Source organism: Salinibacterium sp. NK8237 (assembly GCF_015864955.1).
Lineage (GTDB): Bacteria > Actinomycetota > Actinomycetes > Actinomycetales > Microbacteriaceae > Rhodoglobus.
In genome coordinates this window covers 904,036-929,883 of sequence record NZ_JADYWE010000001.1, presented here as the reverse complement: position 1 = coordinate 929,883, position 25,848 = coordinate 904,036, and the positions used below count along the sequence as shown (strand labels likewise).

23 protein-coding genes and 1 tRNA gene are annotated in these 25,848 nt (G+C 60.1%); 17 read left to right on the top strand and 7 right to left on the bottom strand.

Annotated elements, in window-relative coordinates:
• The first annotated feature begins 16 nt into the window (after positions 1-16).
• The 6 genes from mtrA (at position 17) to secA (ending at position 8,531) form a co-directional block, all read left to right on the top strand.
• Positions 17-697 (top strand): MtrAB system response regulator MtrA, encoded by a 681-nt coding sequence (gene mtrA, locus I6E56_RS04485; protein WP_197136308.1) that lies wholly within the window; start codon positions 17-19, stop codon positions 695-697.
• Positions 698-702: 5 nt separating this feature from the next.
• Positions 703-2,316 (top strand): MtrAB system histidine kinase MtrB, encoded by a 1,614-nt coding sequence (gene mtrB / locus I6E56_RS04480; RefSeq protein ID WP_197136307.1) that lies wholly within the window; start codon positions 703-705, stop codon positions 2,314-2,316.
• Complete coding sequence (locus I6E56_RS04475) at positions 2,309-3,985, top strand: LpqB family beta-propeller domain-containing protein (RefSeq protein ID WP_197136306.1); 1,677 nt, start codon at positions 2,309-2,311, stop codon at positions 3,983-3,985. The genes mtrB and I6E56_RS04475 overlap by 8 nt, the downstream gene beginning before the upstream one ends.
• A gap of 62 nt (positions 3,986-4,047) precedes the next feature.
• Complete coding sequence (locus I6E56_RS04470) at positions 4,048-4,806, top strand: ComF family protein (protein WP_197136304.1); 759 nt, start codon at positions 4,048-4,050, stop codon at positions 4,804-4,806.
• Between the two features lie 45 nt (positions 4,807-4,851).
• Positions 4,852-5,550, top strand: coding sequence for a ribosome hibernation-promoting factor, HPF/YfiA family (gene hpf, locus I6E56_RS04465; RefSeq protein WP_197136303.1), 699 nt, complete (start codon positions 4,852-4,854; stop codon positions 5,548-5,550).
• Between the two features lie 161 nt (positions 5,551-5,711).
• Positions 5,712-8,531 carry a preprotein translocase subunit SecA gene (secA, locus tag I6E56_RS04460; protein WP_197136302.1) on the top strand — a complete coding sequence of 940 codons (2,820 nt, stop codon included), beginning with the start codon at positions 5,712-5,714 and terminating at the stop codon, positions 8,529-8,531.
• A gap of 101 nt (positions 8,532-8,632) precedes the next feature.
• Here the strand turns inward: secA and I6E56_RS04455 are convergent, their stop codons facing one another.
• Positions 8,633-9,121 carry an Rv3235 family protein gene (locus tag I6E56_RS04455; protein ID WP_197136301.1) on the bottom strand — a complete coding sequence of 163 codons (489 nt, stop codon included), beginning with the start codon at positions 9,119-9,121 and terminating at the stop codon, positions 8,633-8,635.
• A gap of 150 nt (positions 9,122-9,271) precedes the next feature.
• On the opposite strand from I6E56_RS04455, the gene I6E56_RS04450 reads away from it, so the two are divergent.
• A complete protein-coding gene (locus tag I6E56_RS04450; RefSeq protein WP_197136300.1) occupies positions 9,272-9,871 on the top strand; it encodes a hypothetical protein in 600 nt (199 codons plus the stop codon).
• Positions 9,872-9,934: 63 nt separating this feature from the next.
• Here the strand turns inward: I6E56_RS04450 and I6E56_RS04445 are convergent, their stop codons facing one another.
• Positions 9,935-10,216, bottom strand: a complete 282-nt coding sequence (locus I6E56_RS04445) for a helix-turn-helix domain-containing protein (protein WP_197136299.1) — start codon at positions 10,214-10,216, stop codon at positions 9,935-9,937.
• A gap of 119 nt (positions 10,217-10,335) precedes the next feature.
• On the opposite strand from I6E56_RS04445, the gene I6E56_RS04440 reads away from it, so the two are divergent.
• The 3 genes from I6E56_RS04440 to I6E56_RS04430 are packed head-to-tail and all read left to right on the top strand — an operon-like array spanning position 10,336 to position 13,732.
• Entirely contained in the window at positions 10,336-10,989 is a 654-nt protein-coding gene (locus I6E56_RS04440; RefSeq protein ID WP_231606240.1) for an SAF domain-containing protein, read from the top strand.
• Position 10,990: 1 nt separating this feature from the next.
• A complete protein-coding gene (locus tag I6E56_RS04435; protein WP_197136297.1) occupies positions 10,991-12,223 on the top strand; it encodes a regulator in 1,233 nt (410 codons plus the stop codon).
• 9 nt (positions 12,224-12,232) lie between these two features.
• Complete coding sequence (locus I6E56_RS04430) at positions 12,233-13,732, top strand: sensor histidine kinase (protein ID WP_197136296.1); 1,500 nt, start codon at positions 12,233-12,235, stop codon at positions 13,730-13,732.
• Between the two features lie 93 nt (positions 13,733-13,825).
• Here the strand turns inward: I6E56_RS04430 and I6E56_RS04425 are convergent, their stop codons facing one another.
• Entirely contained in the window at positions 13,826-14,074 is a 249-nt protein-coding gene (locus I6E56_RS04425) for a WhiB family transcriptional regulator (RefSeq protein ID WP_009772809.1), read from the bottom strand.
• 184 nt (positions 14,075-14,258) lie between these two features.
• Between I6E56_RS04425 and I6E56_RS04420 the strand changes: the two genes are divergently transcribed.
• Positions 14,259-14,678 carry a DUF3087 family protein gene (locus tag I6E56_RS04420; protein WP_197136294.1) on the top strand — a complete coding sequence of 140 codons (420 nt, stop codon included), beginning with the start codon at positions 14,259-14,261 and terminating at the stop codon, positions 14,676-14,678.
• On the opposite strand, the gene bcp is transcribed toward I6E56_RS04420, so the two are convergent.
• Positions 14,675-15,154 (bottom strand): thioredoxin-dependent thiol peroxidase, encoded by a 480-nt coding sequence (bcp, locus tag I6E56_RS04415; RefSeq protein ID WP_197136292.1) that lies wholly within the window; start codon positions 15,152-15,154, stop codon positions 14,675-14,677. The two genes, I6E56_RS04420 and bcp, sit on opposite strands and share 4 nt — an antisense overlap.
• A 71-nt stretch (positions 15,155-15,225) precedes the next feature.
• On the opposite strand from bcp, the gene I6E56_RS04410 reads away from it, so the two are divergent.
• Positions 15,226-15,298: transfer RNA gene (locus tag I6E56_RS04410), tRNA-Lys, on the top strand.
• Positions 15,299-15,404: 106 nt separating this feature from the next.
• Here I6E56_RS04410 and I6E56_RS04405 read toward each other — a convergent pair.
• Positions 15,405-16,268, bottom strand: coding sequence for an SDR family NAD(P)-dependent oxidoreductase (locus I6E56_RS04405; protein WP_197136290.1), 864 nt, complete (start codon positions 16,266-16,268; stop codon positions 15,405-15,407).
• A gap of 338 nt (positions 16,269-16,606) precedes the next feature.
• Between I6E56_RS04405 and I6E56_RS04400 the strand changes: the two genes are divergently transcribed.
• Positions 16,607-18,391, top strand: a complete 1,785-nt coding sequence (locus I6E56_RS04400; RefSeq protein WP_197136288.1) for a hypothetical protein — start codon at positions 16,607-16,609, stop codon at positions 18,389-18,391.
• A gap of 38 nt (positions 18,392-18,429) precedes the next feature.
• Here the strand turns inward: I6E56_RS04400 and I6E56_RS04395 are convergent, their stop codons facing one another.
• Entirely contained in the window at positions 18,430-19,083 is a 654-nt protein-coding gene (locus tag I6E56_RS04395; protein WP_231606239.1) for a M23 family metallopeptidase, read from the bottom strand.
• Between the two features lie 291 nt (positions 19,084-19,374).
• Between I6E56_RS04395 and I6E56_RS04390 the strand changes: the two genes are divergently transcribed.
• Complete coding sequence (locus I6E56_RS04390) at positions 19,375-20,124, top strand: gamma-glutamyl-gamma-aminobutyrate hydrolase family protein (protein WP_197136287.1); 750 nt, start codon at positions 19,375-19,377, stop codon at positions 20,122-20,124.
• Between the two features lie 25 nt (positions 20,125-20,149).
• Here the strand turns inward: I6E56_RS04390 and I6E56_RS04385 are convergent, their stop codons facing one another.
• Positions 20,150-20,341: a hypothetical protein gene (locus I6E56_RS04385; RefSeq protein WP_197136286.1), complete on the bottom strand. Its 192-nt coding sequence runs from the start codon at positions 20,339-20,341 to the stop codon at positions 20,150-20,152.
• 160 nt (positions 20,342-20,501) lie between these two features.
• Here I6E56_RS04385 and I6E56_RS04380 point away from each other — a divergent pair, with 160 nt between their 5' ends.
• The 3 genes from I6E56_RS04380 to I6E56_RS04370 all read left to right on the top strand — a co-directional run bounded on the left by I6E56_RS04380 (position 20,502) and on the right by I6E56_RS04370 (position 25,800).
• Positions 20,502-21,056 (top strand): TetR/AcrR family transcriptional regulator, encoded by a 555-nt coding sequence (locus I6E56_RS04380; RefSeq protein ID WP_197136285.1) that lies wholly within the window; start codon positions 20,502-20,504, stop codon positions 21,054-21,056.
• An 89-nt stretch (positions 21,057-21,145) separates the two neighbouring features.
• Positions 21,146-24,049 carry an MMPL family transporter gene (locus I6E56_RS15280; RefSeq protein ID WP_197136284.1) on the top strand — a complete coding sequence of 968 codons (2,904 nt, stop codon included), beginning with the start codon at positions 21,146-21,148 and terminating at the stop codon, positions 24,047-24,049.
• Positions 24,046-25,800, top strand: coding sequence for a YhgE/Pip family protein (locus tag I6E56_RS04370; RefSeq protein ID WP_231606238.1), 1,755 nt, complete (start codon positions 24,046-24,048; stop codon positions 25,798-25,800). The genes I6E56_RS15280 and I6E56_RS04370 overlap by 4 nt, the downstream gene beginning before the upstream one ends.
• Positions 25,801-25,848 lie beyond the last annotated feature (48 nt).

Here is a 25,848-nt window from a genome sequence, read left to right as displayed (position 1 = left end):
AAAGTATCGAGGACACGTGAACCCACGAATTCTTGTAGTCGACGACGACACTGCCCTGGCAGAAATGATCGGAATCGTTCTACGCACCGAAGGTTATGAACCATTTTTCTGTCAAGACGGCGCCCTAGCGTACGACGCATTTAAGTCGGCGGCGCCCGATTTGGTGTTGCTTGACCTCATGCTGCCCGGCATGGATGGCATCGAGATTTGTGCCCGCATCCGGGAAGAGTCTGGCGTGCCAATCATCATGCTCACGGCCAAGAGCGACACGGCCGATGTCGTGAAGGGGCTCGAGAGCGGTGCTGATGACTATGTCGTCAAGCCGTTCAATCCCAAAGAGCTCGTTGCTCGAGTGCGCACTCGATTGCGTCCGGCAAGTGACGCAGCGACCGGCACGTTAACGGTTGGCGATCTTGAACTGGATGTCACGGGCCACGAGGTTCGCCGCGGTGACACCAAGATCAACCTGACGCCGCTCGAATTTGAGCTGCTGTTGGCGCTCGCAATGAAGCCTGAGCAGGTCTTCACTCGCGAGATGCTGCTGGAGCAAGTGTGGGGCTACCACTACAAGGCAGACACCCGGCTCGTGAATGTTCACGTGCAGCGGTTGCGCGCCAAGGTTGAAGAAGATCCCGACAACCCGAAGATCGTCATGACGGTTCGCGGAGTTGGCTACCGCGCCGGCGCCAGCGTCTAACTTTCATGCTCGATTTCGACTGGCGCGGCTGGGGGCAGCGAATTGCTGCCCTGTGGCGTTCGTCGCTTCAAGTGCGCACTGTGGCCATCACGGTGTTGCTGTCGTCGGTTGTTGTCGCTGTGATCGCGGGCTATATGTCGCTCAGCGTTGGGGCGAACCTTTTTGATGCGAGTCGAGACCAACTCACCCGCACCTCGGTCAACGCAACACTTGCTGGCCAGCAGGTGTTCGATGCTGCAGACGAAGATCTTGGCGTTGAAGACCTCGATGACATGATGAGGGATGTTGCCGGCGTGATCGAGAGCGTTGCCTCGAGCACAGGTGGCACGAGCTACGCGATTTTGCGCACTCCTGGTCAAGACGGCGTTCGGGTTCCGGCCGATGTGCAGACTCAGGGGCTGTCGTCCGAAACTCTGATCTCGCAGGAGTTGCGCGACGTGGTGGCGGATTCCACTGAGCAGCGCACTTATTGGCAGTCAGTGGCGCTCGAGCAGTCTGAAGACGGGGCCGTACATCCTGGACTCATTGTGGGATCGACTCTCGACATTCGAGGTGCCCAATACGAGCTTTATCTCGTGTACGACATTCAAGACACGCAAGACACCTTAGTGGTCGTGCAGCAGACGCTTGGCCTTGGTGGATTCGCCCTGCTGGCACTCATTGGCATCGTCACCTTTGTGGTCGTGCGCCTTGTTGTCGGCCCGGTCAAATTGGCCGCAGAGACCAGCCAACGCCTTGCCGCTGGCGAACTCGAAGTGCGCATTCCGGTTCACGGCAACGACGTTATTGCGACTTTGGCACAGTCGTTCAATGGAATGGCCACGAGCATGCAGCAGCAGATCACCCGGCTGGCTGCTCTCTCGCAAGTGCAACAACGCTTTGTGTCGGATGTCTCGCACGAGCTTCGTACGCCGCTCACGACCATCCGGCTCGCCGGCGACGTTCTCTACGATCAGCGCGAGACGTTCCCGCCGGCAACGGCCCGCACCGCTGAGTTACTTCACACTCAGGTAGAAAGATTTGAGTTGCTTCTCGCTGACCTGCTCGAGATGAGCCGTTACGACGCGGGCGCGGTCGACATGGAAACCGAGCCAACCAACCTCGTACGGTTGGTCGAAGATGCCATCGAGAGCCTCACGTCGCTTGCGGCAAGCAAGGGATCCGAACTGCGACTTGTGGCCCCAGGTGGCTACTTTGAGGCGGATGTCGACCCGCGTCGCATCCGTCGCATCCTTCAGAACCTTCTCAGCAACGCCATCGACCACGGCGATGGACTACCGATTGTTGTCTGGATCGACAGCGATCAAGACGCGGTGGCGATTGCGGTGCGCGACTATGGAGTCGGCATGAGTCACGCTGCCCTTGAACGAGTCTTTGACCGATTCTGGCGAGCTGATCCCTCTCGCCAGCGCACGACGGGCGGTACCGGCCTCGGTCTCGCGATCGCCCTCGAAGATGCTGCGCTCCACGGTGGCTGGCTCGAAGTGTGGTCGGATGGAGATAACGGCTCGTGCTTCCGGCTCACCATTCCGCGCATCCGTGGTGCCGAGCTGCGCTCGTCACCTCTTGAGCTGCCACCGAACGATGAAGTACCGATTTTGGAGGGCCTGAATGCCTAAGGTCTCTCTGAGCTACCTGGCTCTCCTCGTCGGGGTTTCGATCGCCCTCACCGGGTGCGTCGGTGTTCCGCTGTCTAGTGAGGTGCAATCGGGCCCGCTGATCGACGAACAAGATGATGCTCAATACGAAATTGTGGCATCGGGCCCCGTCGCCGGCTCCACTCAAGAACAAATTCTCACCGACTTTATGAGTGCTGTGCGCTCACCTTCGCGCGATTATTCGGTGGCCCGCGAGTTCCTCACGAGTTCCATGAGTGAGACCTGGAATCCCGCAGCGAGCGCTACGGTCCGCGAGGTCGACAAGCTGCCGACTATTGCTGCTGCAGCCGACGACGATGCGCTCACCTACTCCTTTTCAGCGCAGGCCGTCATTGATGAGGGCGGCGTCTATGCAGAGTTGCGCTCGCCGGTGTCGCAAACTCTCGCCTTCGAGTTCGAACAGATCGCAGGGGAGTGGCGAATTTCTGCAGCGCCACCGGGCATTGTGCTTTCCGATCGCGGTTTCGAAGTGAGCTTCGAAGAGCAAGTTCTGTATTATTTCGACCCGAGCTTCGCCTACCTGATTCCGGATGTTCGCTGGTTCGCCGTGCGTCAGTCCTCCCAGTCGCGTGCCATCCAGGCGTTGTTGGCTGCGGATTCTGCCTGGGTGCAGCAGGGCGTTCTGCTCACCGCTTTCCCACAATCCACAACTCTCGGTGCCACTAGCAGCCTGACTTCTGGCCGCGCGGTTGTTGATCTGAGCTCTGAGGCGCTCGCCGCAGACACGGTTGCTCGGGAACGGATGCGCCAGCAGCTGTCAGCAACATTGCACACGCCGATTGTCGAGCTGACCGTCGATGGTCGCGATTTGCAGAGCACAAGTTCTGGTCAGACCGCCGCAGTAATTGAGCCGGCATCGGCCGGACCACTCGTCGTCGGCACCGGTAGCGAGTTCGGTTTCAGTACCAGCGACGGCCTCACTGAGCTGAACGAGCTCAGCACTATTGTGGTCGACGCTGGGGCGACGAGTGCAGCGCTCTCCGCTGACAGACTCTCGGTCGCCTATTTGGACTCTGAGGGCAGCGCCTACTTCGCCTCCGTTGGGGTGGCGCCTCGGCTCATCGACGCGCGCTCGGGCCTCATCGCTCCCTCACTCGACCCATTCCGGTTTGTCTGGTCGGCGCAAAATGGCAGTGCGACATCACTCTCAACGTTCGAAGTCGATGGCACTGAGCATCCGCTGCAAACCACGTTGCCTGCAGACTCTGAAATTGTGTCGTTGGATGTTTCACGCGATGGCGCGCGATTGCTTGTGTATCTCTCCACTCCGTCCGGGCCCCAGTTGCTCGTCTATGGAATCGTTCGCCAGCAGGGCAACGTGCCGGTGCAACTGGTGGATCCCGTTTCGCTTCCGGTGCGGGAGGGATCGGTTATCGATGCCGCGTGGGTGGGGTCGAGCACTGTCGCAACGCTCTCCGGCGCCGACGATTCGGTCTCTGTGACCGCATACAGCGTCGGCGGTCCGTCGACTGACTTAGGTACTGTCGCCGGCGCTACGCAGCTCGTGAGCACTGGAGCGAACACTGATGGGCTGCGGGTGCTTGCTGGTGGCGAAGTGTGGCGGCCTCAGGGCAGTCAGGCGTGGGTTCTTGCGGGGCTCGACGCCTCCTTCATGGCCTCCCAGCAGTAGCATTTCTCCACGGATCGTTTGAAGCGATTTTTGGGGGTGCCGCGTGCGGTCACAATCCCTTCATGACGCTTCCGCCCCAACCACCCATCGGTCACGGACGCAGCCGCTGGCTGGCGGTGGTGCGGGATGCCCTCCGTGACGCACTCGCGCTCGTTTTGCCTGTCGAGTGCGCTGGATGCCAGCGGCACGACAGAGCGCTGTGCTCCGACTGCATGCGCAGCCTTGTCGCGGATACCAGCATCCACTCCACACCCCAGCACCTGCGTGTATATGCCGCACTGAGGTACGAGGACCGTGTTCGTCGCGTCGTGCTCGCCTTCAAAAACCACCACCGCACCGATCTTGCTCGCCCGCTGTCTGGTGCATTACTTCCCGCTCTCAGGCGGGCACTCAGCGAGTCAGCGGCGCACGAGAGAGCATCGGCACCGATTGAGATTGTTGCCGTTCCCAGCAGCAAGAAGGCTTTCCGAACGCGCGGCTACCATCCGGTCGGGCTTGTGCTCGCAGCAGCGGGAATCCGCCACGCCCGGGTGCTTCGTGTTGCTCAAAAAACTCGAAGCCAGAAATTGTTGAGCGCTGACGAGCGGGCGCTCAACGTTAAAGGTGCGTTCATTTCGGCGCGTTCTCTCGTCGGTGTCCGCGTAATCATTGTGGATGACGTGCTCACCACGGGCGCGACGCTCGACGAAGCAGCGAGGGCAGTTTCTGCCGCTGGCGGAACGGTTATTGCGGCAGTAACCATTGGGTTCACTCCAAGAACGCTGACGGTCCGTGACATTGCTAGCGGCGAGGGCTACGGTAAGGAAAAGGGCGCGAAATAGTAGCTGCCTCACGGGGCAGCCGCGCAGGATCGCTAGGAGGTCGCCGTGGAAATCACCGTCAACGGACGAAATGTAGGAGTCACGGATCGTTTCCGTGAGTACGCGATCGAGAAGTCTGAAAAGGTCTCTCACTTGGCCGAGAAGGCAATCGCCTTCGAGATCAAGGTGAGTAGACACCACGAAACCAAAGGTTCCAGTGGAGACGATCGTGTCGAGTTGACGTTGATTGGACCAGGTCCGCTTGTTCGAGCGGAATCTGCTGGTTCAGATAAATATGTTGCTTTTGATCTGGCTATGGCCAAACTCATTGAGCGCATCCGCCAGTCGAAAGATCGCCGCAAGGTTCATCGCGGAAATCACCGCCCCACGTCACTTCGTGAGGCAAGCGCTGGTGGATTTGCTGTCGTCGATATCACCCCGGCTAGCCCCGACGTGATCGAGAAGGTCGCGACTGGAGCAGTACCGATCCAGGATGAGACACCGGAGCCCGGCGACGAGGACTACTCGCCCGTCGTGATCCGTCGCAAGGTATTCCCCTCGAGTCACATGACGGTTGAGGAAGCACTCGATCACATGGAATTGGTCGGCCACGACTTCTTCCTCTTCGTCGATAGCCAGACGGATCGTCCGAGCGTTGTCTACCGCCGCAAGGGCTGGGATTACGGTGTAATTGGTCTCGAAGAAGAGGCTGATGACGCAGTTCAGGGCGGCCGCTCACGCAAGCGCAAGGTCGCTAACGGCTAATCACACCAAGTTTTTGGCTTGGAGTTGATACGATTACGAACCGGTAACGCGGCTGCGTGCTTATTGCCTGCACCGCGTTACCGTGACGTAAGCGTTCAAAAGAATGCGCTTCGTCGAGCAATGCCAGGGTCGGACCCGTCCGACAAGAATGGGAGTATTCGGTGGCGAATGTTTTAGAACGCGCTCTTCGCGTAGGTGAGGGTCGACTTCTTCGACGCTTGAAAAGCTACGCGGCGGCCGTTAACCAGCTCGAGGATGACTTCAAAACCCTCACTGATGATGAGCTGAAGAACGAGACCGTAGAACTGCGCGAGCGCTACGCCGGCGGAGAGTCGCTCGACGACTTGCTCCCCGAGGCCTTCGCTGCGGTTCGTGAAGCGGCAAGCCGTACTCTGGGCATGCGCCACTTCGATGTTCAGCTTATGGGTGGTGCGGCGCTCCACTTGGGCAACATCGCCGAGATGAAGACCGGTGAGGGCAAGACTCTCGTGGCAACGCTCGCGGCCTACCTCAATGCCATTGCGGCGCAGGGCGTGCATGTGATCACGGTCAACGATTATCTGGCCAGCTACCAATCTGAACTTATGGGTCGCGTTTTCCGCGCGCTCGGCATGACGACCGGATGTATTGTCTCCGGTCAAGCGCCTCCCGAGCGTCGCGAACAGTACGCGGCCGACATCACGTATGGAACCAACAACGAGTTTGGTTTCGACTATCTGCGCGACAACATGGCGTGGCAGGCGAGCGACATGGTGCAGCGTGGGCACTACTTTGCTGTGGTTGACGAGGTCGACTCGATCCTCATTGATGAGGCACGCACGCCGCTCATTATTTCGGGACCGTCGTCGGGAGAGGCAAACCGGTGGTTTACCGAGTTTGCGAACCTCTCCAAGAAGCTCGTTCCCGAGATCGACTTTGAGGTGGATGAAAAGAAGCGCACCGTTGGTGTGCTCGAGCCCGGTATCGAAAAGGTTGAGGACTACCTCGGCATCGACAACCTGTACGAATCGGCGAACACTCCGCTGATTTCGTTCTTGAACAACTCCATCAAGGCTCGTGCGTTGTTCAAGAAAGACAAGGACTACGTCGTCATGAACGGCGAAGTGCTGATCGTTGATGAGCACACCGGCCGTATTCTTCAAGGTCGTCGCTATAACGAAGGTATTCACCAGGCGATTGAGGCCAAAGAGGGCGTTGCGGTTAAGGCCGAGAACCAGACTCTTGCGACCGTCACTCTGCAGAACTACTTCCGTTTGTACAACAAACTGTCGGGTATGACCGGTACTGCCGAGACGGAGGCGGCAGAATTCATGTCGACCTACAAGCTCGGCGTGGTTGCTATCCCCACGAACCGTCCGATGCAGCGCATCGACCAGTCCGACCTCATCTACAAGAACGAGCAGTCCAAGTTCGAGCAAGTCGTCGCTGACATCGCTAAGCGTCACGAACAGGGGCAGCCGGTGCTGGTGGGTACGACAAGCGTTGAGAAGAGCGAACTCCTCTCGCGCATGCTCGCCAAGAAGGGCGTCAAGCACGAAGTGCTCAACGCCAAGAACCACGCTCGTGAGGCAGCAATTGTTGCTCAAGCCGGTCGTTTAGGCTCCGTCACGGTCGCCACCAACATGGCTGGTCGTGGAACTGACGTGATGCTCGGCGGAAACGCTGAGTTCCTGGCCGTCGCCGAAATGAATGCCCGCGGTCTTAACCCGTCTGAAACCCCCGACGAGTACGAAGCTGCGTGGGATGACGTCTTCGCTGAAGTCAAAGCGGGAGTCGAGAAGGAAGCCAAGAAGGTCATCGACGTAGGTGGGCTTTACGTGCTTGGCACGGAGCGCCACGAATCGCGCCGTATCGACAACCAGCTCCGTGGTCGTTCCGGCCGCCAGGGTGACCCTGGCGAGAGCCGTTTCTACCTGTCGCTTCAGGATGACCTCATGCGCTTGTTCAACAGCGGTGCAGCCGAGGCGCTCATGGGGCGCTCGTCGGTTCCCGATGATCTCGCTATTGAGTCCAAGGTCGTCAGCCGCGCCATCCGCAGTGCGCAGTCGCAAGTTGAATCTCGCAACGCTGAGATCCGCAAGAACGTTCTCAAGTACGACGATGTCCTCAACCGCCAGCGTGAAGCCATTTACGGCGACCGTCGTCATATTCTCGAAGGTGATGACCTCAAGGATCGCGTGCAGCGCTTCCTGAAAGATGTCGTGACCGAGGTCGTAGACGTCCACACCGCCGAGGGCCACTCCGAGGAGTGGGACTTTGACGGGCTGTGGGCTGAGCTCAAGACGATGTATCCCGTTGGCATCTCTGTCGACGAGGTGCTCACCGAGGGCGGTTCTCGCGGCAAGCTGACGAGTGCATTCGTTGCTAAGGAAGTTCACTCCGACGCCGTGATCGCTTACGAGCGACGCGAACAGCAACTTGGCGAGACCGCGATGCGCGAGCTTGAGCGTCGCGTCGTGCTCAGTGTGATCGACCGTCGCTGGCGCGATCACCTCTACGAGATGGATTACCTCAAAGATGGTATTGGTCTGCGGGCTATGGCTCAGCGCGATCCTCTTGTCGAGTACCAGCGTGAAGGTTTCGCTCTCTTCCAGAGCATGATGGGCCAGATCCGCGAAGAAACCGTTGGCTTCCTCTTCAACCTCGATGTTGAAGTCAATGGTGGCGGCGAAGCGACCACGGTTCAAGCGCGTGGTCTGGATGCACCGGTCGCGCCCGCAACTCAGCTCAGCTACTCGGCACCCAGCGCCGACGCGTCGGGCGAAGTTGAGGTTCGCAACGACCGCGGCCAGGTTGAGCGTGCTGCTACAGCGCAAGCACAGCAGCACCAATCGAAGGTTGCTCCTCAGCAGGCCACGCAGGCGCCGGCTGCACCTCAGGGCAACGATCGTGGAGCATTCGGTCAACGCCCTGAGGGTGCCGCTCCCGAGGCTCCGCTGAACCGTTCGCAGCGTCGTGCGCAGGAGAAGCGCAAGAAGTAGCAAGACGTCGAGCCAGCGAATGATCGCCGGCTATTAACCACCGGATGCCCCACTCAGATTGTGAGTGGGGCATCCGTTGTGTGCGCTGTAGGGGTGTGAGGCTACAGCACGTTGATGGCGGTCGCTCGCCAGCGCTTGTCGAGGCCCTCCAGGCGTATGGCGACAGCGCGGGTGCGGGCACGACCGCGCACGATGATCACGGCTTCGACGGCGCCATCGCGGGGTTCACAGAGTCGAATTGAGCCCATGCTGAAGGTGGGGCGAGTGACCGGTTGGCCCTTGGCGCGCCGAGCGCGGGCGGAGAGCACGGTGCGCTTGAGCAGATGCCGGTAGACGTCATCGGTGACCCACCGGGCGATCTGCTCCAAATCGCGTGCGCCGGCGAGAACCTCGATCACGCAGCGAGTGAGGTTTTCGACGAGGGGCGTGGGGTCGGGCAGGTCAGCACTGGGCGTGGGCTGGTGTCCAAAAAATTCGTCAGGGACGAAGCGAGGCCGGATGACCTTAGAAGGAAGTGTGCCTGTGCGCTGGCGCGCCTGTCGGGGTATTTCCACACTCGGTAAGGAGGCGGGAAGTGGCTCGGTACTCATGATCTCCCGGGTAAAAGGTCAAGATTGCAATGTTCACCCCCATTCGGGGGTAGACCACACTTAATCAGGAAGTAGACCAATTGTCTATGACCAATATTCAATTGTGGATAACATTTTCAAGTTTCTTGCCGCCGTCAGTACCGTCAACCCATGCGCTGGGACAACCTTTTCGACGATCTCGAGAGCCAACTCGAACGTGAAATCAGTGCTGATGACCTTGAACTTGACGCTGAAGAAGAGCGTCTGCGACTGGGGCGATTGAGCATCCGGGACCGCATTCTGGCACTTCATTCCCGCAGCACCACCAACTCGCCCCTCACGCTCGCAGTGCTGTTGGTCACGGGGGCGCGCGTCACGCTGCGTCCCGTCATCATCGGTCGAGATTGGATGTCGGCCGACGTGGTGGACGACAGCGGGCGTCCTGCCCAGTGCATCGTGCCGTTCGCGGCGCTAGCGGGCATCTCGATGGGGGCAGCTCACATCACGCCGAGTCTCGCGACTACTCCATCTGACGGGCATCCGAGCCTCTCTCAGCGGCTGAGCCTGAGCTATGTGCTTCGTGATTTGTGCCGGCGGCGACGCTCAGTTTCTTTGGTTCTTGTCTCAGGAGAAGTTCATGGCACTATCGACCGGGTGGGGCGGGACCATCTTGACGTCGCGGTGCACGAGCGCGGCGCCGTGCGCCGAGAGGCTGCAGTATCGGAGTATCGCTTGGTGCCGTTTACGAGCGTCGTGCTCGTTCGTCCCTAACGCTGACTGCCGCTTGGGCGGGCATCGCTCTGATCTGCGCGAGCGCGGCGAGCGACGTGTGCGTTAGCGCGAGCGCTGTTCGCCGAAGTTCACTTCGGTGACGGTGGCGATATCGGACTGGTTCCACAAGCTCATACGGCGAGTTTCTTCATAGAGCGCTTCGATGTATGACTCGAGAACGGAGTTCTCGATACGCCATTGGCCTTTGCTGCCGACTTTGATCGCGGGCAATTCGCCGGAACGTACGAGCTCAAGAACCTCGTGGGGAGAGACGCTGAGCACTTCGGCAGTATCGGCAAGGGTGAGAAATCGCCCGAGGCTCTCTGCTGGATTGATCGCGTTCATGCATCGATTATGCGTGTACGAAGCTGGGAATGGGGCTGATGTGGATAACTATCACCCCGCTTCCGGGTGGTAACGAACCATGGTGCCATGATCAACACCCGACGTGCGGAGCGCACGCTATGAGCCGCCGCTCCGGCAAACCCCAATCTCAGACGAGAGCGCGGGCGCGTGCCTTCGCACTTGACCCGCGGCTCGCGATCGGCGTTGTGCTCGTCGTAGCCTCGGTGGCGGGTGTCGTGGCGATTGTTGCGACGTCAGACGATTCCACCGAGGTGTATGCCGCAGCGTCGTCGTTGACCCCGGGAGACCGAGTCATGAGTTCAGATCTGGTCATCCGTAGCGTCAAGCTCAACGAAGCGACCGACCAGTACATTGCGCGGGGCGAGCTTCCGGCTGAAGGCTTCATCGCGACTCGGCCTATTGAAGCGGGGGAGCTGGTGCCAACATCCTCGCTTGGTAGCCACGACGGGCTCTCCTTGACCTCGGTCGTGGTCTCTCCTCAGGGCGGGCTGGCCGCGACAGTGGCCACAGGAGCATCCGTCGATGTGTGGGCAAGTGCTGAGGCAGAGGAAGTCGGCTACGGCGCGCCCGCTGTGATCATCTCGGGCGCAATCGTAGTGCGTTTGGTCGAGGATGACTCGCTCGTATCTTCGGCGCAGGGGAGCGCAATTGAGTTGCTGGTGCCGCGCTCGCGCGTTGCCCGCTTGCTTGAGGCGATGGCCAACGGCGATGTTCTGTCGGTCATCCCCGCGAACCTCCCCGCGGAGGGCTGAGATGACTGCGTTCGCTCTTGCGATGCCGGTGAACCTTGAAGACCAGTTCGCTTTTGAGGCCGCTCATCATGGTCACGAAATTGTGTTGCGGGCGGTGAGCGCACCGGAGCTTGCGTCCCGCGTGGCCGGAGCCAGCGCGGACATCGCGCTCGTGGCGGCAGAAGCGCGCTACCTTACCGATCGACTTATTGCCTTGTGCGATCACGCTGGAGTACGACTTGTTGCGGTCGCTAGTAGTGAGCGAGAGCAGCGCTACGCGAGCGATTTGGGACTATTCGACATTGTCGACGCTGCCGAAGGGTGGGCAGGGTTGGATGCTCTGCTCTCGCAATCGCAATGGAACGCAGAAGCTCCGGTTCAGGGGCGCAGCGCGCTCGGCCAAGTGATCGCGGTGTGGGGCCCTGGGGGAGCTCCCGGCCGAACGTCTATCGCCATTTCCATCGCTGCTGAACTTGCAGCCCTCGGCTATAGCGTGGCGCTTGCCGATGTGGACACCCACGGCGCCTCGGTTGCTCCGGCGCTGGGGATGCTGGATGAAGCCCCTGGGTTTGCGGCAGCGTGTCGGCTGGCTGGAACAGAGACCCTCAATGCTGGCGAACTGGAACGCATTGGGCAGCGCTACGAGTCACCTCTCGGCGCGTTTTGGGTACTCACGGGTATCGGCCGCCCTAGCCGCTGGCCTGAGCTCTCCTCTGAGCGCGTGGGCACGACCATTGCCCAATGTCGGCTGTGGGTCGATTACACGGTCCTCGATACGAGTTCCAGCTTGGAGAACGACGAAGAAATCACGAGCGACCTTTTCGCTCCCCGCCGCAATGCGGCGGCAGTCACTGCTGTTCGTGCCGCAGATCATGTCATCGCGGTTGGTTCGGCCGATCCTGTGGGGCTCTCGCGGTTCCTGCGTGCCCATGTCGATCTACTCGAGACTGTGACGACGCGGAGCGTGAGCGTGGTGATGAACAAGATCCGGGTAAGCGCAAGCGGCATGAATCCGCATGGCCAGATTACCCAGACGCTGTCGCGCTTCGGCGGCATCGAGCATCCGATTCTGGTGCCTCACGATCTGTCTGGATTCGATGGCGCTGTGCTCAGCGGTAAGACACTCGTGGATGCCGCTCCGCGCTCGCCGGCGCGCGCCGCCATCCGAGACTTGGTGACATCGAGACTGGTGCCAGAGGAGGCAGAACCAACCCCGCAGCGGTCATTGTTCGGGAGGATGCTGGCGCGCGGGTAACCTGTAGAGGTGTCGACTCTCAGTGATCTAGTACAAGAGCAGGGCCATTCGAGCGAAGCAGATATCGAATGGCTGCACATGCTTGTCGGCGACTGGCAGCTTCTTGCCGACCTGGCGTTTGCAGATATCGTGCTCTGGATTCCCAGCGATGACGATCAATTCGTCGCTGTAGCCCACGCTCGCCCGAGCAGTTCAGCCACGCTGTTCTACCGTGACTTCGTTGGTCAGAAGATCAAACCGGAGTGGCTTGCGCAGGTCACTGAGGCTTTCGATACCGCTCGTATCGTTGATACGGCAGCTCCCGCTTGGTACGAAGAGACTCCCACCCGTGTGCGTGCTGTGCCAGTGATGCGTCGGCTCACGGCCACAGGAAACGAGACAACAGCTACTCCGATCGCGGTAATCACGCGGCACACAAACTTGGGGGATGCCCGCACTCCGTCACGTCAAGAGCTCACCTTCAACGGCTGTGCGAATGATCTTTTCGCCATGATCGCAGCCGGTGACTTTCCCGACATGGGTGCCCCAGCCGCACCGCGGAGGGGTGCTCCCCGAGCATCCGATGGTCTGATTCGGTTGGATGTCGACGGTCTCGTAACGTTTGCTAGCCCCAACGCGCTCTCAGCCTTCAACCGCATCGGTTTCTCGGGCGAACTCGAGGCAGAATCCCTCGCTGAAGTAACGACAACGCTTATTGCGGGCCAGCCAGAAGTGGATGAGTCCCTTCCGCTGGTCGTCACCGGTCGTGCCCCGTGGCGCACCGATATCGAGGCCCGCGGTGTGACGGTGTCGCTGCGCACGATTCCGATCCGCGACCGTGGAGAACGCGTTGGCGCCATTGTGTTGTGCCGTGACGTCACTGAGGTTCGCCATCAGGAACGCGAACTCATCACCAAGGATGCAACGATCCGGGAGATTCACCACCGGGTGAAAAATAACCTGCAGACCGTGGCATCGTTGCTGAGAATTCAGGCGCGTCGAACGCATAGCGAAGTCGCACGGGAGGCTCTTGGTCAGGCCATGCGCCGCGTAGCGGCAATCGCCGTTGTCCACGACACGCTCTCGGAGGGGCTCAACCAAAACGTTGACTTCGACGTGGTGTTCCACCGTGTCTTGAAGCTCATCGCCGAAGTGGCATCGAGCCACAACACGACAGTGCACCCCACATCCGTGGGAAGTTTTGGCGCCCTCCCGAGCGAGTACGCAACGCCGTTGGCGCTCGCGCTTACTGAACTCGTGACGAATGCTGTTGAGCACGGACTTGCTGGCAGGGCAGATGGAACCGTCGAGATCGACGCTCGCCGTACGGAAGACAAACTCACTGTGCAGGTTCGTGACAATGGCGTAGGTCTTGCTGAAGGCCGCGTCGGCGAAGGCCTCGGCACGCAAATTGTGCGCACCCTCATTCAGGGTGAGCTGAGCGGAACCATTGACTGGCACACGGTCGTCGGCAGCGGCACCGAAGTGACGATCGATATCCCGCTGACCTGGTTGACTCGCGTTAAGTAGCCAAGCGAGCTAGTCAGCGCGCGGCAACACGAGCAGAATTTCTCTGCAAGATCAGTAGCGCTGAGAGTCTTTACTCCCGGTGGCGAGAAGTGCTTAGGAAGCCCGGCGTGCGCGTGCGGCGCGGCGCTTGAGAGCGCGACGCTCGTCTTCGCTGAGTCCGCCCCAGACGCCAGAGTCTTGGTTGGTCTCGAGTGCGTACTGGAGGCACATTTCAGTTACCGAGCAGCGACCGCAGACGGCTTTTGCTTTTTCAATCTGGTCAACAGCCGGACCGGTGTTTCCGACCGGGAAGAATAGCTCCGGGTCAGCGGTGAGGCATGCAGCGTTATCGCGCCAGTCCATTTGTTGCTCCTTACAGTGTGTTGCGTTGCTCGAGCGCACAAAAAAATTACGCCCTGATCGGCGTCGAGCTTGAGAAATTATGTGGGTCTCGCTCGCAACACTGGGAGCCAGAAATCAACCTCAACTAGAATCGCATATCGTCAAAGGCAAAGCAATGGTCTTTCAGCGATTTAACGGGGAGCGAATGGTAGACGAACTTGTCCCAGAAGAGAAAACGGCACGTCATCATCCGTATTTGATAGCGCTGGCGGTCGTGATCTTGCTCGAGAGCGCCCTGCTCTTTGCTGCTCTGGCGTACCTCGTTTTTGAACTCGGCGCAGAGACCCCACAGTCGTACCCGAGTGCGATTGCGCTCACGGTTTTGACCGCAATCGCGGCAGTATGGGTCGCAATTATTGGTATCAGTGCGCTGCGGCAACAACCGTGGATTCGCGGCGCCGCTGTCGTCTGGCAGGTGTTGCAGATCTCAGTGGCGATCGGCAGTTTCCAAGGGGTGTTTGCTCGCGAAGATGTTGGATGGTTGCTGCTCACCCCGGCAATCGTGGTGTTGGTGCTCCTCTTTACGAAGCCGGTGCTAGCGGCAACCACCCGCCGAGAGGGTTAGTCGAGCCCGAGCTTCTTGCGCAGCGATGCTACGTGGCCGGTCGCCTTTACGGCGTAGAGGGGGAGCGTGATGGCGCCCTCTTCGTCAATGACAAAAGTCGACCGGATGACGCCAACGACCTGCTTGCCGTAGAGGTTCTTTTCACCCCAGGCTCCATACGCTTCGTGCACCGCGTGATCGGGGTCACTGAGGAGCGGAAAGGTGAGTGCTTCTTGCTCGCGAAACTTCGTGAGCTTCTCGGGAGTATCGCGAGAAACACCCAGCACGACATAGCCCTCTGACTGCAGCGAGCCGAGCTGATCGCGGAAGTCACAGGCCTGCTTCGTGCATCCGGGAGTCATCGCTGCAGGATAAAAATAAAGAATCACTTTCTTGCCAGAAAAGTCGCTCAACGACACCGAATTTCCGTCGTGATCGGACAGTGTGAAGCCCGGTGCGGGGGTGCCGACGGCAAGTCGAGAAGATTCAGTGGTCATTGTGCTCCTTAGTCGCTTTAACTCATGGTAACGTTGTTCCTCGGTTGCCCTGAGAGGGAAAACCAAGCCACGCACCTCTAGCTCAATTGGCAGAGCAACTGACTCTTAATCAGTGGGTTCCCGGTTCAAGTCCGGGGGGGTGCACAGCAAGAGAAGCCCCGTGATCCTTACGATCATGGGGTTTTTCGTTTATTGCGCAGGTACGCTCTCGCGCACCTAGTGCTCGCCGCTTTCCGTCTGCAGTGCGTCGCTACCAAGCCCACTCGACATCGCCGGCGGCATGCTCGCTCAGAGCCCACAGGCGTTCGCGTGCAGCGCCGTCGCGAGCGCTCCGCGGAATGGGGACAGCGTGGTCATTTTCGTCGATGTAGACGCCATCCTGCGGCGTAGAGCGTGTTGCTGCTCGCACGTAGGTCGCGGCGAGTGTTTCGGGAGTCGCAGCGGCGGCATTTTTGGGGGCATAAAGCGCGCGCAGCAGAGCGGGCTGCGCTGCAAGACGTGCACTATCCAGCTTCACAGCGGGTACACGGATGCAGCTCACACCCACATTCGATGGCACGCGTTCGGCCAGGCTCGTGGCCGTCATTACCTGCGCAAGTTTGGCCTGGTAGTACGCCTTCGTTGGGCTGTACCCGGTGGCCGAATTAAGTTGGTCGAATCGAATCTGGAGCCAAGGCATCGTGATGAGACCTTTGCTCGCGATGAACACAATGCGGGGCTGCGGCGCTGCAGCGAGAAGCGGGCTCAGTCGTGCCGTTAGCTCGAAAGGTCCGAGGTGGTTGGTTGCCCAAAACAACTCGTTGCCTTCAGCGGTGAATGCGGCTGTTTTCTGGCTCAAGTCGAAGATCGCCGCGTTGTTGATGAGGGCATCCAGAGCGCCGTAGGCCTTCATTTCGTCGGCTGCTCTGCGGATCGAGGTGGGACTGGAGAGGTCTGTCTGAACGATTCGCACGTTCTGGGCGTTGCCGGTAGCTGCCGAGATCGCGATGCTGGAACGTTCTGCATCACGGCAGAGGGCAAGCACCGTGTGACCGGCCGCGGCAAGCTGTGCGGCGGCGCGGAGCCCGATTCCCGAGTTGGCGCCCGTAATCGCAATCGTGCGTGAAGTGGCCATCGGGGTCTCCGCTCAGTCGCCTCAGCCTAGCGAGTGAATTTCTCGAGACTAAGAAAGGAGCGGCTCACACTGCGAACGGGGATCGCAGAATTTTGACCAACAAATACGTCTACTGTCCTCCTAAAGGGGGACATGCTAATTTGTTGGACACACCAGACCGGCCCGCTCCGGTCAACCCCCGATGGTGACGAAGAAGGTGATACCCGAATCACTCCCAGCGGCGCAGTTCACCCCCGTGAATGCGCTCGTACTCCCTGTCGTGAGCCAATGGCGGCTCCGATTCTGCAGTTGCGTGCGGATGCGCCGAAATGCATTCCCCCTGTAGAAAGCTGCCACACATGTTCATTAAGAAACTGCTGGCGACAGTCGCCAGCATCACCCTTATGACCGGTGCATTTGTCGGAATATCCGCACCCGTATTTGCTGATGATGCAGTACCCGCCCACGACCCAACGGCGACCGAAACCATCGCCGACACCCTTCCTGTGGTGCCCGAAGCTCCAGCTCCCGCATCCTCTGCCGAACCAACATCGGTGCCGGCGTCCCCCGACGAGCCCGTCGTTGAAGCCGCACCAGAGTCCCCAACCCCCGAGCCGACAACCGCCGCGCCTAGCGAAGAGTCTCCTGATGTGGCGCCAGTAGCGGCAGTTGCTCGCTCGGCTCAGCCCGCACCGCAATCCCGCCCGCAGAAAAACGTGAAGGTCTGGGTGTGCAAGTTTGTGTCGAGCGAGAACTCGCCATCGGGCTACCAACTCAAATCAGGTAAACAGCCCATTCACGTGAGCGAGAATGCGCTCGGCAACGACGTCAATGACACGGGCAGTTTCAATGATCGTCAGCCCTCGTTCGTGGTCGCGAGTAACGATGCGAGCCTCTGTTCCCGCACCGAAGTGCGCGTCGACGAAGAGCTTATATGTCCTACTGAGCAAAATGGCGGAATCGTTAACGTCACGACGTCAACACAATTGTTCTACGGCAGTGCTCAGGTCAGCGTGACGCAGGTAGAGAGCACGCGTCCCCTCTCTGCTGAAGAATTGCGCGCGTGCGACCCTCCAGCGACTGAGGTTTACGTCTGTAAGTTTGTTGCGAGCGCTAGCCATCCGAGCGGTTGGGTCTTGCAAGAAGGCCCGCAACCCGTGCTCGTGGCAGAGGGCGACCTCGGGCCAGACGTGAACGATACGGGCGATTTCGACGAAAAGACGCCCTCGTTCATTGTGGCCAGTGACGACAGCTCGTTGTGTGCATCGATGACGGATGAACGCTCGACCGAGGTTGTGTGTCCCAGCGCTAGCGGCGACGGCTACGCGACGATCACGACCGTGAGCTCGTTTTTCTATGGCTCGATCAAGGTGAAAGGGGTCAGCTCGGAAACTTCTCGCGAACTCACGGCCGAAGAGACCTTGAGTTGCCCTGAAGTTGGCGATTCGATGGTGGCGACCGCTGCGGTGAGTTTTGAACCAGCAACGTGTGAAGCGCCGCAACGAGTGATTCTGGGTTCCGTGGTCAACGCCACTTGGGGTGAGATTAGCGACCCCGATGGCCCGGCGGACTACAGCGTCACGGCAACAGCAGTCGAAGGTGCCGAGTTCCCCGCCGTTGACCCCGCAATCCGGGCAGCCGGTGGTTCAACCACGATGCTCTTTACCGGAGAACTCAATCCACAGCTCGATCCATTCGGCCCTGAATGTGACCTGGTGACCTTGGGTCTCGTGATGCCGGCAGTAACGTTCTCGCAAGCGAGCTGCGTTGTCAGCGGTAGCTACACGCTCGGTGTGGCCGCAGGGTATGACGCCGCGCTCGTTACCTTCACGGTGAATGGTGTCGCAGGCATCGTGGCCGGAACGTACCCGGTCGCCGCATCCGGTTCGGTGCTCGTCACTACCCAGGTGGTGGAGCCCAACGGTCTTGAATTCGACTGGGGCGACCCGCCCGTTTTCGGGTTTGACGTGCCGAGCAGTGCCGATTGCGTCTCTACTGACGCCGTGACCGCTCAACTGCCCACTCTTGCGTACACGGGCAGTAGCGGTAGCGCCGGCGCCTGGTGGTTGCTGCCTCTGAGCATGATTGTGCTCGGTGGCGCCGCGATCGTGGTGCGACGCCGAATGGATGCTCAACTCACGTAATCAGCGTGGTCCTGCCCCGGCGTGATTCAGCGTCGGGGTTAGGGCAGCCACGGCATGGGGTCGACGCGCGTGTCGAATACGTAGACCTCGAAGTGGAGGTGGGGAAAAGTGGAATAACCGGTATTGCCGACTGATCCCAGCACGGTTCCCGCCGCCACCCACTGGCCAGCAACGACTGCTTCTGAGCCTTCGATCATGTGGGCATAGAGAGTTTTGATGCCGTTGCCGTGGTCGATGATGACGTGACGGCCCCAGCCGCCACCGTAGGTGACGCTCTCGACTGTGCCGGGGGATGCCGCAATGATGTCGGATCCTTCGGCAGCCATGATGTCGATGCCGCCATGGAATTCGCCCTCGCCGCGGTATCCGAAACCATCGTTGATCTCACCGTCGGCGGGAAACAGCTCGACGGTTCCAGAAAGGCCCGCAGCAGTGACCACTACTTGCTGTTGTACTTGCTCGACGTCATAACTGTCACGAACGATTGGAGCGGGAAGACCGGTGGCAGGCGAGGCAAACGTCTGCACATCATCATTGGCTGTGTCGTCTGAGGCGGAGCCTGCCGCTTCGGCGAGGGGCGAGGCGTTCGCGAGGAATACGTCGTCGTCAGCCTGAGAGGTGAAGACCGCAGCGGGAACAGTGCCGCCAACGAGGAGCGCCCCTACGGCGAGCATGGTAATTGTTCGTTTCAACAGCGTTCCTTGGTTTGTTTCAGAAGGGTGCGGCTGAGTCAGGGGAAGGCACAATCTGGTCGAAGCGTGTCGCTCTCGCTGGTGAGGCGTGGGGAAGAGCGAGACAAATGCACGATTGGTGCGGACTACAGCACAACTGGCCGAAACCGCTTCGATGCGGTTAGACAGGCGAGTAAGTCAGCAAAACTACGTGACGAACCTGAGTACGACACTCAGGGAGCAACATTTCGGGCCGTGCGCCCTATATCCTTTGGGGGCAAACGTTCTATTTCTTCGATGGGGAGGAGCCCAATGGGCACCAGTTCGCGACCGATCATCGGTCTCACGTCGTACCTTGAGCAAGCCCAGACCGGCGTCTGGGATCTTCCCGCATCGTTCCTCCCGAAGATCTACTTCGAAGCAGTGACGGATGCCGGTGGCATCGCAGTCCTCTTGCCTCCCCAGCCCGTCGATGACGACATCGCTGCATCAATCGTGCAGGGGCTTGACGGCCTAATTCTCACGGGTGGCAAAGACGTAGACCCCGCGCGTTACGGTCAGGATCCGCATCCGACGACAGACGTGCCACGCAAGGATCGCGACGCCCTCGAGGACGCGCTCGTGCGTGCCGCTATCAAGCAGAACGTGCCGTTCCTCGGAATCTGCCGCGGCGCTCAGATCTTGAATGTCGCTCTGGGCGGCACGATCATTCAGCACCTTCCCGACGTGATCGGCTCCACTCGCTACAGCGCAGGCGGTGGCGTTTTCTTGGTCAACGACGTTGCGGTTGAACCGGATACCACTCTGTCGGCGCTCTTGGGCGGTGATGACTCCGTGGCGGTCAAGTCGTACCACCATCAAGCGATCGACACCCTCGCCGACGGGCTCGTTGTCACGGGGCGGGGTGACGATGGCGTGATTCAGGCCGTTGAATTGCCGAGCGTGGACTTTGGCGTCGCTGTGCAATGGCATCCAGAAGAGGATGCCAAAGACGATGCCCGCTTGTTCCGTGGCGTCGTCGAGGCTGCGGCCAAGCATCGCGGCAAGCGTTCACTGGCCTAGAGCGGCCCTGGCGCCGCTCGCGTCGTTAGTCTTCGAGCTCGTAGGAGTCGCTGGCTTCTTTGGCGATCGTTCCGATGGCGATGGCGATCGTGAGTCCCCAGCTGATCCACATAAGGATGAGGCGCCAGTCGCGCGGACCCTGCTTGGTGGTTTGGAAGATGCTCCAGCCGCCCGCGACTGCACTGAGGAGACTGCCGTTGAACAAATACTTGCGCATGTTTTCCTCCGTGGGTTGGTGTTCTCCAACGCTAGCGTGAGAATCTGAAAGCGGCTACCCGGCGCTAGGCGCGGCATCCGAATTCGGCGGAGTGCCGAATTCTGGCTGACAGAGCACAGCGGATGTGACGCCTGACCGATCGGTCAGTTAGGCTCATGGGGTGTCTAGTCAAGAACAGCTTCAACGCATCGCGCTCACCGAGTTCTCTATTGCCGGTTACACCGGAACATCGATTCATCGTATCGCTGAACTCGCCGGGCTCTCTAAGTCGAGCGTTCTGTATCACTTCACCTCTAAAGAAGCGCTCCTTGAAGCCGCCGTCACACCCGCCATAGAAAGGCTCGGCTCTCTCGTCAGCGCCCTCGAGACCAGCGGGATGGAGCCCGACAAGCGGGAAGCCTTCCTCGCCAAGTTCGTCGACTTTCTCTTCGACTGTCGCCAAGAAGTACACATGTTCATCAATCAGGGGCCTTCGCTCGTCGGGGTAGCTGTGCTCGAGCGTGCGAACGACATTGTGCGCAGACTCGCGCACGTCTTTGCTGCGACGACATCACACCCCCACGACGCTATGCGCTTCGGGATCGCGCTCGGCGGCTCCGCCTACTTGCTTTGCACGTCAGAGAACCTCTCATTGCCCATCGAGTCTGACGACGACACTCGTCAAGCCCTCATCGCGATCATGAGCGAACTGCTCGCTCCTGTTCGCAGCAACTAACTGCTTGGCGCTGAGCCTCACCACCCAGCGCAACCAATCTCACCGGCGCAACTAGCCGCACCAGCGCAGCCCACCAGAACCGGAGCACCGTGGCAATTCTTCTCTACCGACTTGGCCGATTCTCGTATCGGCACCCGTGGCGTGTACTCGTGGTCTGGTTTCTTCTCGTTGCGGGCACGCTCGGCGGTGGAATTGCTCTTGGCGGGCAGACAGAGGAGTCATTCGAGATTCCGGGCACCGAATCGCAAGTGGCGCTTGACCGACTCGAGTCGGTCTTCCCTTCGGTGGCTGGGGCATCCGCCACCGCCGTAATCGTCGCTGAAGATGGATCACGCATCGAGGCCTCCGAAGATGTTATCGAGAGCATTACAGCAGCCATCGATCGCATCGACGGCGTCGATTCGGCGGTGAGCCCGTTCGATGAGTACGCCGGAAAAGCAATCTCTGACGACCACGACATGGCGATTATTCGAGTGCAGTTTGACGGACCAGTTACCGACGTGACCGAAGCCACCGTTGAAGAACTCGTCGATACCGCCAGCATCGGTGAGGATGCCGGGTTACGCGTGGAATATGGCGGGCTCGTGTTTCAAGACACCTCGTTTGGCGTCACCGTGACTGAAGTGGTTGGCGTCGTGTTCGCGGCTCTTGTGCTCGTGATTACCTTCGGTTCGTTGCTTGCTGCGGGGATGCCGCTGTTGAGCGCTCTCATCGGTGTCGGCATCGTGATGGGGCTCATCACAATCCTCTCGGCGTTTACGACAGTGTCGAGTTCTGCACCGCTGCTCGCTCTGATGATCGGGCTCGCGGTCGGCATCGACTATGCCCTGTTCATCGTGTCCCGCCATCGAGCCCAATTGGCTCACGGAGAAGAGCCAGAGGAATCGGCAGCGATGGCTGTCGGCACAGCGGGAAGCGCGGTCGTGTTTGCGGGCGTCACCGTGATTATTGCGCTGCTCGGGCTTCTCGTTGTTGGCATCCCTTTCTTAAGCGTCATGGGTATCGGTGCGGCGGTCGCCGTGTTCATCGCCATGGGAGTTGCGACGACGCTGCTGCCGGCAATGCTGGGGTTTGCGGGGGCGCGGCTGGTCCCCAAGGACGGATCTCGTGCACAGCGTCGCTTCACGGCATCCGCCGATGAGAGCAAGAGCATGGGCGCCCGCTGGGTGCGCGGCGTCACGACATACCCGTGGTTGGCGGCGATTGCCGTCGTTGCCATTTTGGGCACCCTCGCCATTCCGGCAGCCAGCCTGCAACTGAGCCTGCCCGATGGCGGCTCTGAGCCAGCCGGTTCCACGCAGCGCGACGCCTACGATCTTGTGACCGATGGCTTCGGGCCCGGCTACAACGGACCGCTCGTGGTTGCTCTCGACATCACGCAAACTATCGACATTCAGGATGACCTCGAATCGATCGCCGCTGACCTCGAGAAACTTGACGACGTTGATTTCGTCTCCCAGGGCTTTCCGGATGAGGGACTCGACACCGCGATCATCCAAGTGACGCCCTCGAGTTCGCCCGATTCGGAAGAGACAAAAGCGCTCGTGCAGACCATCCGTGATCTTGCCCCGGAACTGGAGCGCAAGTACGACATCCAGAGCTTCGTGACGGGAACAACAGCGGTCGGCATCGACATCTCAAACCGATTGAGTAATGCGCTCGTGCCGTTCGGCCTGATCGTGGTCGGGCTCTCTGTCGTGCTACTCATGATGGTGTTCCGTTCGGTGGTGGTGCCGTTGAAGGCGGCCGCCGGATTCCTGCTTTCCGTCGTTGCCTCGTTTGGCGTCGTTGTTGCCGTCTTCCAGTGGGGATGGTTTGCCGACGTGATTGGCGTGGAAAACCCTGGCCCCATCCTGAGCTTCATGCCGATTTTGCTCATGGCAGTGCTGTTCGGGCTCGCAATGGACTACGAAGTGTTCTTGGTGTCGGGAATGCGCGAAGAGTACGTGAAGACCCGCGATGCGATGGGCGCGGTGCGCCATGGGTTTGCGAGCAGCGCCCGCGTGGTTACGGCCGCAGCGCTCATCATGTTCTTTGTCTTCTTCGCCTTCGTTCCCGAGGGCAGCGGAACCATTAAACCCATTGCGCTCGGTCTTGCTGTGGGTATCGCCTTCGACGCTTTCTTGGTGCGCATGACTCTCGTTCCCGCTCTGATGGCACTCTTCGGAAACGCCGCCTGGTGGCTGCCGGGGTGGCTCAACAGACTCCTTCCCAACGTGGACATCGAAGGGGAGCAGTTGCGCGAGCACCGCCACGAACTTGACTGGGCATCGACTCAGACGGAACTTGCGATGAGCGCCGAATACCTCATTGCCGGCGACGACCGCCAGAAGCTCGGTCCTATTTCCCTAGCGGTACCTCGTGGTTCTCTCGTGATCGCGTCAGGGGACCGTCACGATCGTCGCCTCATAGGGGCAACGCTTTCTGGCATCATGCCGCCGGTCTCCGGAATGGTTCAGGTTGCGGGGTATCCGCTGCCGTCTCATGCTGACCACGTGAACAAGCGCGTGGCGCTCGCGGAAGTTGCCGGAACGCCCTACAGCGAAGATGCCGCATCCTTCGGGGCAATGCTGCGCGAGCGAATCGAAATGACACAACGCTGGCAGCACACGCCACATACGGCGACGAAAGTGCGTGACTGGATAGCGCGGGTCGATGAGGTTCTTGGCGATGTCACCGCTCGTCGCACTGTTCGCGTGACGGCCGACACTAACGTCAACGCCCTGCCGCAACTAGAGCGATCGGTGGCACTGGCGGCAGTCGGGCTATCCGAAGGCACCGAGATTGTCTTCTTTGATCGCTTCGATCAGTTCGCAGAAGCCGAAGACGAGGCAGCGTTTTTGACCGCAATAACCCGACTTGCTGACACCAGCACGACGCTGCTTTTTGGTACAGGTAGACCCGTCACTCTTGCCAGCTCAATCGATCGCGGGGAACGCAACGTGATCGTCGTCGACCTCTATTTGCTCGCACCGGAAGGACTCCTTCGATGAGCGCCTCACAGACTCCCACCGTGCCGCCTGTCACAATGCCGCGCCGGCGATGGTTGACCGTCATTGGGTTCGCGGCCGTGGCCGTGCTGCCGCTCGCTTTCACCGGGCTGTTCGTGGCCGCGGCGGGCGACGGAGACAACGCGATCGACAACATCCCGGTTGCGCTCGTTAATAATGATGAGTTGCAAACAACGACCACCACCGATGGCGACGAACAGATCGTCTTCGCTGGTCGCCAATTGGTGACCGAACTCACGGGCGCCGACGGTTTTGAGTGGACGATCACCAACTCCGAGGACGCCGACGATGCCCTCGCCCGGGGAGATGTCTATGCGATCCTGACCGTGCCCGCCGAGTTCTCAGAGTCAATTCTGTCGCTGTCGACCGAGGAACCCACTCAGGCACAAATCTCGATCCACACTGACGACTCGCACAGTTACCTCACCGGATCTGTGGCACAGGTCGTCGGTCAATCCATGACCGACACCTTCGGTCGGGCAATCACCTCGCAGTACATCGATGGCATCTACGCGAGCGTTGGTGAGCTCGGGGGAGCACTGGCCGATGCCGCTGACGGAGCGACGGAACTGTCAGATGGTGCGAAGGACTTCTCCAGCGGCCTCGACACGTACACCACAGGTGTAGATTCACTCTCTTCGGGTCTCTCTGATCTCAACTATGGAGCAGGCAACCTCTCGTCGCTCAGCTCTGGAGTGAGTCAGTACACCTCGAGCGTTTCTCAACTCGCCTCAACCCTGGCGGCGATCAACCCGGCCATTCAAGCGCAACTCACCGACCCGCAACTCAAGGGCACGCTACAGGCTGTCGTCGATGGCCTTAACCAGGCGGATGCGGGCGGAGCCACTCTGTCGACGCAAACCTCGGATGCCGTTGGCGGCATCCAGTACGGCATCTCTCAGAGTGCGTCGGGAGCGTCCGCTCTCTCTGACGGATCTGGCGCGCTCAACGAGGGAGCTGAAGGGCTCGCATCGGGTGCCGGCGAACTCGCGACTGGTTTGAGCGAGGGGGCCGCACTTGTTCCGGGCACCGATGAGTCGACCGAGACAACCTCTAATGCGGATATTGTTTCTGAGCCAATCACCCTCGCTGTCACAACCGATAACGAGGTAACAGAGCCGGCTCAGGCCATCGCGACCTTCTTTATCCCCTTGGGGCTGTGGTTGGGGGCGCTTGCGGTGTTCTTAGTGCTGAGTCTGCCGTCGTATCGCTCGCTGTCGTCCACGGCGCGCGATGGTCGGATCGTGGCGTCAACCTTGATTCGGGCATCCATCGTCACGGTGGTTCAGGCGGTACTGCTGGTGTTGCTGCTTCATGTGGTGGTGGGAGTCGATTGGGCTTTGGCGCCCGCTACGGCAGGATTCGCCCTTCTGATGGCGCTGTCGTTTGCGGCGTTCCACTACTTGCTGATTGCTGCCCTCGGCAAGGCGGGGCTTGTGGTGTCGCTATTCCTGCTGGCGATCCAGCTGGTGTCGACGGGCGGGGTGTATCCGATTGAGACCCTTGCCGCGCCGTTCCAAGCGGTGAGCCCGTTCCTGCCGCTGACGTATGCGGTTGACGGGATGTATTCGATTCTTTCTGGCGGAAGCGCGCAATCTGCGATCACCGCTGCGATCGCACTGCTCGCTCTCGGGTTGGTGAGTGTTGCGCTGTCGGTGCTGTCAGTGAAGCGGATACGAAAATCGACCGCGACAGCAGCAATTCTGTCGGCGGCCGATTCTCGAGCCCTCTAGCGAGAAAAGTATTCGCCTCGAAACGTCACCCTCAGCCACTCGGCAAGC

Bases quoted from the DNA above. Each gene is read 5' to 3' on its own strand.
- mtrB (WP_197136307.1), top strand. From the start codon at position 703: ATGCTCGATTTCGACTGGCGCGGCTGGGGGCAGCGAATTGCTGCCCTG.
- I6E56_RS04475 (WP_197136306.1), top strand. From the start codon at position 2,309: ATGCCTAAGGTCTCTCTGAGCTACCTGGCTCTCCTCGTCGGGGTTTCG.
- I6E56_RS04470 (WP_197136304.1), top strand. From the start codon at position 4,048: ATGACGCTTCCGCCCCAACCACCCATCGGTCACGGACGCAGCCGCTGG.
- I6E56_RS04455 (WP_197136301.1), bottom strand. From the start codon at position 9,121: ATGAGTACCGAGCCACTTCCCGCCTCCTTACCGAGTGTGGAAATACCC.
- I6E56_RS04450 (WP_197136300.1), top strand. From the start codon at position 9,272: ATGCGCTGGGACAACCTTTTCGACGATCTCGAGAGCCAACTCGAACGT.
- I6E56_RS04445 (WP_197136299.1), bottom strand. From the start codon at position 10,216: ATGAACGCGATCAATCCAGCAGAGAGCCTCGGGCGATTTCTCACCCTT.
- I6E56_RS04440 (WP_231606240.1), top strand. From the start codon at position 10,336: ATGAGCCGCCGCTCCGGCAAACCCCAATCTCAGACGAGAGCGCGGGCG.
- I6E56_RS04435 (WP_197136297.1), top strand. From the start codon at position 10,991: ATGACTGCGTTCGCTCTTGCGATGCCGGTGAACCTTGAAGACCAGTTC.
- I6E56_RS04425 (WP_009772809.1), bottom strand. From the start codon at position 14,074: ATGGACTGGCGCGATAACGCTGCATGCCTCACCGCTGACCCGGAGCTA.
- I6E56_RS04420 (WP_197136294.1), top strand. From the start codon at position 14,259: ATGGTAGACGAACTTGTCCCAGAAGAGAAAACGGCACGTCATCATCCG.
- bcp (WP_197136292.1), bottom strand. From the start codon at position 15,154: ATGACCACTGAATCTTCTCGACTTGCCGTCGGCACCCCCGCACCGGGC.
- I6E56_RS04405 (WP_197136290.1), bottom strand. From the start codon at position 16,268: ATGGCCACTTCACGCACGATTGCGATTACGGGCGCCAACTCGGGAATC.
- I6E56_RS04400 (WP_197136288.1), top strand. From the start codon at position 16,607: ATGTTCATTAAGAAACTGCTGGCGACAGTCGCCAGCATCACCCTTATG.
- I6E56_RS04390 (WP_197136287.1), top strand. From the start codon at position 19,375: ATGGGCACCAGTTCGCGACCGATCATCGGTCTCACGTCGTACCTTGAG.
- I6E56_RS04385 (WP_197136286.1), bottom strand. From the start codon at position 20,341: ATGCGCAAGTATTTGTTCAACGGCAGTCTCCTCAGTGCAGTCGCGGGC.
- I6E56_RS04370 (WP_231606238.1), top strand. From the start codon at position 24,046: ATGAGCGCCTCACAGACTCCCACCGTGCCGCCTGTCACAATGCCGCGC.